At 44.3% G+C, this 8,149-nt stretch carries 4 protein-coding genes and 1 pseudogene; 1 reads left to right on the forward strand and 4 read right to left on the reverse strand.

Going from position 1 to position 8,149, the window contains the following annotated elements; genetic code table 11:
• Positions 1-284 precede the first annotated feature (284 nt).
• Positions 285-3,056, reverse strand: coding sequence for a preprotein translocase subunit SecA (gene secA, locus Q4B82_RS08800; RefSeq protein WP_303066085.1), 2,772 nt, complete (start codon positions 3,054-3,056; stop codon positions 285-287).
• Between the two features lie 350 nt (positions 3,057-3,406).
• Here secA and Q4B82_RS08805 point away from each other — a divergent pair.
• A pseudogene (locus Q4B82_RS08805) lies at positions 3,407-3,547 on the forward strand (FTR1 family protein); the annotation flags it as partial.
• 186 nt (positions 3,548-3,733) lie between these two features.
• On the opposite strand, the gene Q4B82_RS08810 reads toward Q4B82_RS08805, so the two are convergent.
• The 3 genes from Q4B82_RS08810 to rnr form a co-directional block, all read right to left on the reverse strand.
• On the reverse strand, positions 3,734-4,600 hold the full coding sequence (locus tag Q4B82_RS08810; protein WP_303066086.1) for a DMT family transporter: 867 nt from the start codon (positions 4,598-4,600) through the stop codon (positions 3,734-3,736).
• Between the two features lie 77 nt (positions 4,601-4,677).
• Positions 4,678-5,448: an amino acid ABC transporter permease gene (locus Q4B82_RS08815; protein WP_303066087.1), complete on the reverse strand. Its 771-nt coding sequence runs from the start codon at positions 5,446-5,448 to the stop codon at positions 4,678-4,680.
• Positions 5,449-5,884: 436 nt separating this feature from the next.
• Positions 5,885-8,149, reverse strand: a 2,265-nt coding sequence (rnr, locus tag Q4B82_RS08820; RefSeq protein WP_303066088.1) for a ribonuclease R, incomplete at its 5' end; no start/stop codon positions are given.

An 8,149-nucleotide genomic window follows, 5' to 3' on the forward strand; every position in this document is an offset into this window, starting at 1 on the left:
TTGAAAATCCGCTCGCCAAAGCCTTGCTCAATGGGCAATATGCGCCTGAAAGCACAATTCGCGTGCAAACAGATGAGCAACACAATATTGTGTTTGCGTGATTGCATTTTGTGAAAAAACCCACAAATTCAATGGATTTGTGGGTTTTTTTAGTGTTTCAGGCTGCCTGAAAATGCGGTTGTAGTATAGTCGTTTCAAAATAGTGGTGTGTCTATCCGCCAAAAGCTGCCTAAAAACCCCAAATCGGTTTTCAGGCAGCCTTATGTATTGAACAAACACAAACATCACGCCAAACGACCATGACAATGCTTGTATTTCAAACCACTTCCACAGGGACAAGGGTCATTACGTAATACCGTGATGCCTGCTGCTTCCAAAGCATCGGGCAAATATTGTGCATCGTCTTCTTCTGTGCCATTATTGGGGTCAAACGCAGTGCGCGCCAAAGCATCTCGGCTGCCTGAAAGCACACTTTGCATATCTGGTGCTTGTGCTTGATGAATATGAGTCTCAATTTGCTCGGGTGCAGTTTCCGCAATAATGTCTTCATTACGTTGGATTTGTACCGAAATCAATAGTTCAGCAACCTGTTTTTGAATGTTGTGCCACAAATTTTGAAACATTTCAAACGCTTCACGCTTGTATTCTTGTTTTGGGTTTTTCTGCGCATAACCACGCAAATGAATACCTTGACGCAAATAATCCATCGCCGCCAAATGCTCACGCCATTGATGGTCTATCACTTGTAGTACCACATTGCGTTCAAAACCATTAAATGATTCTTGCCCCACCAAATCTACTTTGGCACGGTATTCGCTTTCCACTTGCGCCAACAAACGTTTTTTGATGTCTTCATTTTCCAAACTATTGTCTTCTTTGAGCCAACCTTGAATGTCTGCTGTAACGCGAAACTCGCCTGCCAACTGTGCTTCCAAAGCAAGTACGTTCCATTGCTCTTCCATGCTGTCAACAGGGATATGTGTATCTACCAAATGTGCAACAATGTAATCACGCATTTCTTTGGTATGACTGCCAATGTCTTTGCTATTCAAAATAGCATTGCGTTGATGATACAAAACTTTACGCTGGTCATTGGCAACATCATCGTACTCCAACACTTGCTTACGCATATCAAAGTTACGCCCTTCTACTTTGCGTTGGGCATTTTCAATTTGGCGCGTCAAAATGCCTGCTTCAATCGCCACACCGCGTTCGGGCGAAAGTTTATCTAAAATGGCAGCGGCACGGTCTAGCGCAAACAGACGTAACAATGGGTCTTCAAATGACAGATAAAAACGGCTGGAACCTGGATCGCCTTGGCGACCTGAACGACCACGCAACTGATTGTCAATACGACGGCTTTCGTGGCGTTCTGTACCAATAATGTGCAAACCACCAGCTGCCACAACTGTTTGATGGTCAGTTTCCCAATTTTCTTCCAACGCACGAATTTGGGCTTGTTTTTCGTTTTCAGGCAGCCTTTCATCAGCCAAAATGGCTTCGGCTTGGTGTTTCACATTACCACCTAAAACAATATCCGTACCACGACCTGCCATATTGGTGGCAACGGTAATCATGCTGGGTTTACCTGCTTGTGCCACAATCAAAGCTTCACGATGGTGTTCTTTGGCATTCAAAACATTGTGAGGCAAGCCTTCTTGTTTGAGCAAATGCGACACCAATTCCGAGTTTTCAATCGTGGTCGTACCGACCAAAACAGGCTGACCGCGTGTGTAACAATCTTTGATGTCTTTGATAACCGCTTCGTATTTCTCTTCAGCAGTACGGAAAATTTGGTCGTTGTAATCTTTGCGTTGAATGGGTTTATTGGTTGGAATAATGACGGTTTCCAAGCCATAAATACTTTGGAACTCATAGGCTTCGGTATCAGCTGTACCTGTCATGCCCGCCAATTTATTGTACAAGCGGAAATAGTTTTGAAATGTGATGCTTGCTAAAGTTTGGTTTTCTTTTTTGATTTCCACACCTTCTTTAGCTTCAACAGCTTGATGCAAACCGTCAGACCAACGGCGACCGTCCATCAAACGCCCTGTGTGTTCGTCCACAATCACGATTTCACCATCTTTAATCACATAATGTTGGTCGCGATGGAACAAACTGTGTGCGCGTAAAGCCGCCATCAAGTGGTGCATCAACATGATGTTGCCAGCAGAATACAGCGATTCGCCATCACGCAACAAACCCATTTGCTGTAAAAGTTGTTCTGCGTGTTCATGTCCTTTTTCTGACAAGGTAACTTGATGATTTTTCTCGTCAACCCAATAATCGCCTTCGCCATCTTCTTTGTCTTGACGCAATAAATGTGCAGGCATTTGGTTCATCACTTGATAAAGCTGAACATTGTCATCGGCCTGACCCGAAATAATCAAAGGTGTACGCGCTTCATCAATCAAGATGCTGTCCACTTCGTCCACTACAGCAAAGTTCAATTCACGTTGCACTTTATCATATGGGTCATGCACCATATTATCGCGCAAATAGTCAAACCCAAATTCATTGTTTGTACCGTAGGTAATATCCGCATTGTAGGCTGTTTGACGATAAAACGGCTCTTGATTGCTCAAAATCACGCCTACTTCCAAACCCAAAAAGCCATATAGAGGACGCATGATGTTGGCATCACGTTCCGCCAAATAATCGTTTACGGTAACAACGTGTACACCTTTGCCTGAAAGTGCGTTCAAATACACAGGCAACGTACCCACCAATGTTTTACCCTCTCCCGTACGCATTTCGGCAATTTTGCCATGGTGCAACACCATGCCACCAATCAGTTGCACATCAAAATGGCGCATACCTAATGTTCGTACAGAGGCTTCACGGCACACCGCAAATGCTTCAGGCAGCAAACTTTCTAATGTTGCGCCATCGGCAATACGTTGTTTGAATTCTGCTGTTTTGGCTTTCAATTCATCATCACTCAAAGCCTGCATTTGCGTTTCCAAAGCATTGATTTTGGAAACAGTTTTACGATATTGCTTCAACAAACGGTCGTTGCGGCTGCCGAAGACTTTTTTGGCTAAATGGGTCAGCATAATAAAGGATTCCTTGCGCCATTTTTGTGGCAAAACGGTACGGATTTTAACATATTCATCGCCAAATGGGGCAGACTATCGTTGCGTGCAAGTCTTTCAGGCTACCTGAATGTCAGATTTAACCTGTTTTTACGGTTTAAAAAACAAATTATTGCTGCTTTTATGCTCACTGACAGCAATCAATTAGGAACAGGACGTTTTAAATACAAAGGGTACAGCGTTATCCGCGCCTTATCTACAAGATGCAGAGGCGGTCGCAGTCATCTTGTTTGATTTTGATTTGAAGCAACTGTGCCGTACTGAAATGCAAGCCAATAATACCGTTTGTTTTTTGAAAAAATGCAAGATTTATGTTAATCGATTTTCTCATCATGTTGCGTGAGGACATTGAAGCCACATTGGTTGTGGGGATTGTAGCAAGTTTTTTGAAACAATCGGGTAAAGCGCATTTGATGTCTCAAATTTGGTTGGGTGTAACCTTGGCAGTATTGTGTGAATGCACGAAGCCACGCGTTCTGTTAGGCAACAGCTGCAACAATCGTTTCAGGCAGCCTGAAACCCTTGTCAAACTCATCTCGCAGGAATCGATTTCATATCCACCACTACGCCAGTTTCAAAACGGCTTTGACAAAGGTTTCAGCCTAAAACCCAATCCCACATTTTTAAGCTGCCTGAAATCAGTTTTGTTTCGCCAAATAATGCGGTATCAATGCCACCACCAAAGTGGCGACCATAATCAAAACCATACCCATGCCCGACATCATAGACACGGTTTCCCCCAATAAACCCACCGCCAACAATACGCCGAACAAAGGCTCCAAAGAAATCAATAAACCTGAAAAATTGGCCTTTGCACTTGTCATGCCCTTGTTCCACAACCAATAGGCAAACCAACTGCAACCGATACCCAAATACAATAAACTCAATACACCTGAAATATGCCAATTAAGCTGATGCGATTGAGCCAATAAATAACTGAATGGCAAACACAATACTGCTGCCAATGCCAAAGAAACCGATGTATAAGCAGGTGCGCCTATGATTTGTATCAATTTTTGTGTTGGACGGTATGCTGCACAAAAAAACACACCTGCCAATAAAATCAAAGCGCAACCGAATAAATCCACCGAACCATTACCACCATGCCCACCCCAAACCAGCAAACCCACACCCATAAATGCGATTGAACCAAACAACCAATCCCACCATTTTGCCTTATCACCAAAGAAAAAATGTCCCAATAACACCATCAAAATCGGTTCCAGCCCCACAATAGTGGTAGCACTGGCAGCAGATGTGTATTTCACACCCCAAAATTGTAACATCAACACCAAAACATAATTAATAAAAGACAAAATAATTAAAGATTTCCATTGATTCTTGGGTATTTTTCCCACATAACGCCGACAAGTTGGCAACACAATTAAAGCCGCTATAGTAAAGCGAATTTGCACCATCCACGCAGGGTCTATCATGACATAAGCGTATTTTGCTGCCACAAAAGAGCTACTCCAAATAATCAATGCAATGATTTGATACAACATGGTTTTTTGTTTTCCTAAATGACATTAAAGACAGGCTGCCTGAACGTTTTCAGGCAGCCTGATATTGTGATGTATTTTTAACGCTGATGAGCACGGTTATAACGGTTTTCCAAAGCTGAAAACAACCAACTCAAAAAAATGGTCATTACCAAATACAGAAACGCCGCCACATACAAAGGCTCTTCATAAACATAGTAACGCCCTGAAATGGTTTTCTGTACATAAGCAATTTCAGCAACCGAAATGGCGGACAGCAAGGAACTGTCTTTCAATAAGGTAATGAATTCATTTGCCAAAGGTGGCAACATACGGCGTAAGGCTTGTGGCAAAATCACAAAACGCATGGCTTGTGGGTAAGTTAAACCCAAAGAACGCGCAGCTTCCATTTGCCCCTTATCAATGGATTGAATACCTGCACGAAAAATCTCGGTAATGTATGCACCTGCATTGGTGGAAAGTGCCAAAATACCTGCGGTAATGGGACCATAAGCACGACGGAACTCCTGCGCTTCTTGCCCCGTAAGCAACCAACCGTGTTCTGGGTGTACCAACAGCGGAAACCACACAAAATACCAAATGAAAATTTGCACAAATAAAGGCGTACCGCGAAACAACGTAACATACAACAAAGAAAGATTACGCATCAGCCATGCCAAACACAGCAACAATTTATTGCCTTTTTCAAAACGGACAATGCGTGCCAATGCACCCAACAAACCCAAAACCACACCAATTAAAATGGAAACAGCCGTTACGCCCAAAGTCAGCATAATGCCGTAAGCAAACATTTCACGGTATTCGTATGTGCGTGGTAAAACCGTGCTTAACCAAGTTATTAAATCGTTCATCTTCATTTACCGCCTGCATACCAATCAGACTTATTGAAAAATTGCGTATTTTAACCCAAACCGCACACAAACGTACAAAAAACTGCATAGATTAAAGTAGCATGGCATCATTTATTATTGACTTTCAGGCAGCCTAATTAATAAGCCCCAAATATTGAAGCAATTACTGTCGTCTTGTTTTATAACCTGTATTCATAAGATTGATAGATGGATTTTTATCGCAAAATCATGCAAATACAAGGCAGATTTCCATGCTGATAGTGGTTTAATGAAACTCTATTGTAGAGAGGATTGCACCTACACTACACAAGTCATTTATTTTCATGGAATTTTCAACAGTCCCTAACTTGCATTAAAAATAAGGCGACTGAAAACCAATCGCTCCATCTTCTTTTTTTCAGGCAGCTTTTGCAAATATGACAGCCTGAAAATGCCTTTATACCTTTTTCACTTTAATCTGAACCGATTTTTTCGCTTTTTTCGGTGCGGCTTTTTTGACGCTTTTGCTGGCAGATTGGCGTTTGGATTTTGCCAATATGTGTTCTGCCTCGTCCACCAATTTTGCCACGTTTTCAGGCAGCTTTTGTTTGGATTTGGCGGATTTTGCCGACTTTTTGCCGCTTTTCACGCCACCCACCAGCACCAAATCAATGCGACTGGTTTCCAAATCCGCGCGCGCCACTTTCACCGTAACCGTGTCGCCCATATTGAAACGCACACCACTGCGTTCGCCCACCATCGCCAGCAAATCGGCACGATAATTGAAATAATCCTCGCCCAAATCGCTCACATGCACCATGCCCTCAATGTGAATCTCGTCCAGCGTTACAAACAAGCCAAAATTCGCCATGCCCGACACTTTGCCCGTGAACACTTCGCCCACCTTATCGCGCATGAAATAGGTTTTCAGCCAGCTTTCTACATCACGGCTCGCTTCATCGGCGCGGCGTTCGCAAAATGAAGTGTGTACGCCCATTTCTTGCCAACTGGGGACTTCGTATTTTTGCCCAGCCAGCACTGCCTTAATCGCCCTATGCACCAACAAATCAGGATAGCGGCGAATGGGCGAAGTGAAATGCGCGTAATGTTCATAAGCCAAACCAAAATGTCCCATGTTTTCAGGTTCATACATCGCTTGCTGCATGGAACGCAACAACATGGTTTGCAACAATTCGCGGTCGGGACGGTCAGCAATTTGCGCGGCAAGTTCGCCATAATGTTTGGGCGTGGGATTGTCCTTGCCGCCCAATTTCAAGCCCAGCAAAGCCAACTGTTCACGCAAAGTCGCCAATTTTTCGGGCGTGGGCCCTGCGTGGTTGCGATACAGCGCAGGGTGCTTGTTTTGCAACAGAAAATCAGCCGCGCAAACATTTGCCGCCAACATGCATTCTTCAATCAATTTGTGCGCGTCATTGCGTTTGACGGGTTCAATGCGTTCAATTTTGCCTTTATCGTCAAAAATCATTTGCGTTTCAATGGTTTCAAATTCCATTGCGCCGCGTTTTTGGCGTTTGGCTTGCAAAATTTGGAACAATTTGTAGAGCGTTTTCAGGCTGCCTGAAAAGGTTTCGGGGATATTTTTTTCATCATTTTCAAGCCATTGCCAAACTTGATTGTAGGTCAAACGCGCTGCCGATTTCATCACCGCAGGATAAAATTCATACGCCTTCACATTGCCCGCGTAAGTAATCGTCATGTCGCAAACCATGCAAAGCCGCTCCACATCAGGGTTGAGCGAGCAAATGCCATTGGACAAATTTTCAGGCAACATGGGAATGACACGGCGTGGAAAATACACGCTGGTGGCGCGTTCCAAAGCGTCTTTATCAATCAAATCATTGGGTTTCACATAATGGCTCACGTCCGCAATCGCCACAATCAAGCGGTAATTTCTGCCGATTTTTTCCGCATACACCGCATCATCAAAATCGCGCGAGCTTTCGCCATCAATCGTAACCAGTGGCAAATCGCGCAAATCCACGCGGTTTTTCAAATCGGTTTTGCGAACTTTATTGGGGATTTTTTCAGCCGCTTTCAGGCAGCCTTCGCTGAACGTGTGTGGCAAACGGTGCTTGCGAACCGCAATTTCAATTTCCATGCCACTGTCGGCATAATCACCCAGCACCTCCGTGATTTTCGCAACCGCAGGGCGATGATTTTCAGGATAAGTTTCCAGTTCCGCCACAATCACCTGCCCCGATTTGGGCTGAAATTGCGCCACACTTTCTGGCGACAAAACAATGCTTTGCTGAATGCGTTTGTCTTCCGCCTCCAACACCGCCACACCGCGTTCCAAATAAAAACGCCCCACAATATGCGAATGAGCGCGTTCCACAATGTCCAAAATCTGCCCTTCACGGCGACCGCGTCTGTCCAAACCCAAAGGGCGCACGGTAACAATATCGCCATGCATCACACCAGCCAACTGCTTGTTGTACAAAACCAAATCGCCATCATCATGCGGCACAAGCGGCACAGCAAAACCAAAACTGCCATCGCGCGACATTTCCACGCGGCATTTCACAATCGCCAATTTTTCCGCCACACAAACCAAGCCACGCCGATTGATGAGAATTTGCCCATCACGCGCCATCGCTTTCAGTCGGCGTTCAAAAAATTCGTATTCATCGGGCAGAATGGACAATTTATCTGCCAAAGCAGGGATTTTTTGCGGCACACCCGCTTGTTCCAACAGCTCAAT

Source organism: Alysiella sp. (assembly GCF_030525755.1).
Taxonomy (GTDB): domain Bacteria; phylum Pseudomonadota; class Gammaproteobacteria; order Burkholderiales; family Neisseriaceae; genus Simonsiella.